This window comes from Saccharomonospora iraqiensis subsp. iraqiensis, from assembly GCF_000430445.1.
Lineage (GTDB): Bacteria > Actinomycetota > Actinomycetes > Mycobacteriales > Pseudonocardiaceae > Saccharomonospora > Saccharomonospora iraqiensis.
In genome coordinates, this window is sequence record NZ_KE387099.1 from 3,798 (window position 1) to 5,584 (window position 1,787).

Genomic DNA, 1,787 nt, shown 5'->3' on the forward strand with positions numbered 1-1,787 from the left:
CCACGGTGGCCGGTTGCTCGCGGCGGCGGCCAGCGCCCTGCGGGAGCGCGGCGCCGAACGCGGCATCGCGTGGGTGGCGCAGTCCGATTCGGCGACGCTGAACCTCTACCGCCACGCGGGGTGGCACCCGGACGGCACGGTGCGCACCCTGGACACCGGCGAACGCACGGTCCGCGAACTGCGGCTGACCGGCAGCCTCGATCTGCGGCTGCACGACCCGGAGGCGGCCCCGGAGGAGTGAGCCCGGACGGCCCGGGCCCCGCCCGGGCCGTCCGGGTGGTCACCCGCCGGACTCGACCGCGCGGTAGAGCGCCCCGATCTCGGCGTGTGTGAGCGGACGGACGGTGCCCGGTTTCGTGTCGCCGAGCCGGACGTCGCCCACCGCGGTGCGGACCAGCTTGCGGACCGGGTGACCGACCTCGTCCAGCAGCCGCCGGACGATGCGGTTGCGGCCCTCGTGCAGCACCAGCTCCACCAGGGTGCGGCCGGGACGGGTGTCGACGATGCGGAACCCGTCCACACGCACGGGCCCGTCCTCCAGCGACACGCCCTCCCGCAGCGTCTCGCCCAGCCCCCGGGAGACCGACCCCTCGACCTCGGCGACATAGGTCTTGGGCACGGTGAACGACGGATGCATCAGCCGGTGCGCCAGGTCGCCGTCGTTGGTCAGCAGCAGCAGGCCCTCGGTGTCGGCGTCGAGCCTGCCGACGTGGAACAGTCGCCGGTCGGAGACGTAGTCGCCCACACAGGGCCTGCCCCGGTCATCGGTCATCGTGCTGTGCACCCCGCGCGGCTTGTTCAGCGCCCGGTACACCAGATCCTCGCGGACCACCACCCGCGACCCGTCGACGCGGATCACGGCGGTGTCCGGGTCGACCCGGCGGCCCTGCTCCTCCACCACCACGCCGTCCACGCTCACCCGGCCGTCGGCGATCATCTCCTCCGCCGCGCGGCGGGAGGCGACCCCCGCGCGGGAGAGCACCTTCTGCAACCGCACACCCTCGGGCCGGTCCGCGTGCCGGTCAGCCGTCGTCAATCGAATCCACCTCGGGAAGCAGGGGGGCGATCGGGGGCAGGTCGGACAACGACGACAGCCCCAACCGCTCCAGGAACAGGTCGGTCGTGCCGTACAGGGTGCCGCCGGTCTCCGGGTCGGTGCCGCTCTCCTCGATCAGCCCCCGGGCCAGCAGTGTGCGCACGACACCGTCGACATTGACACCCCGCACCGCCGCGACCCGCGACCGGGTCACCGGTTGCCGGTAGGCCACCACCGCCAGGGTCTCCAACGCGGCCCGGGTCAGCTTGGACCGTTGCCCGTCGAGCAGCAGCTTCTCCACGAACGGGGCGTAGGTGTCCCGGGTGTAGAAGCGCCACCCGTCCGCCACGCGCCGCAGGTCGATGCCGCTGCCGCGGTCCTTGTAGTCCTCGGCCATCGTGCGCAGCATCTCGGTGACCCGGTCCACCGGCTGCTCCAGCGCCCCGGCCAGCGACTCCTCGTTCACGGGCGCGTCCACCACCAGCAGCACCGCCTCCAGCGCCGAGCGCAGCGCGTCGTCGGAGGACACGTCCGGCAGTGCCCGTCCCCCGGCACCACCGGCAGCGTCGTCCCCACCGGCAGCGTCGTCCCCGTCGGCAGCATCCTCCCCACCGGCAGCATCGTCGCCACCGGCAGCGTCGCTCCGGTCGGCGACGTCGCTCCCGTCGACCTCTCCGGCCGCGTCGATTCCCCCGGCCGCCGGGGCGCTCCCGTCGGCCGGGTCGCCCCCGTCGGGCGGTGGTTGCTCCAC

At 74.0% G+C, this 1,787-nt stretch carries 2 protein-coding genes and 1 pseudogene; 1 reads left to right on the plus strand and 2 read right to left on the minus strand.

Features of this window, described 5'->3' with window-relative positions; genetic code table 11:
* A pseudogene (locus tag ACTIR_RS0113855) lies at positions 1-241 on the plus strand (GNAT family N-acetyltransferase); the annotation flags it as partial.
* 39 nt (positions 242-280) lie between these two features.
* On the opposite strand, the gene ACTIR_RS0113860 reads toward ACTIR_RS0113855, so the two are convergent.
* Both ACTIR_RS0113860 and scpB read right to left on the minus strand, forming a co-directional pair.
* Positions 281-1,036, minus strand: a complete 756-nt coding sequence (locus ACTIR_RS0113860; protein WP_026454736.1) for a pseudouridine synthase — start codon at positions 1,034-1,036, stop codon at positions 281-283.
* On the minus strand, positions 1,023-1,787 hold the full coding sequence (gene scpB, locus ACTIR_RS0113865; protein WP_233345910.1) for an SMC-Scp complex subunit ScpB: 765 nt from the start codon (positions 1,785-1,787) through the stop codon (positions 1,023-1,025). The genes ACTIR_RS0113860 and scpB overlap by 14 nt, the downstream gene beginning before the upstream one ends.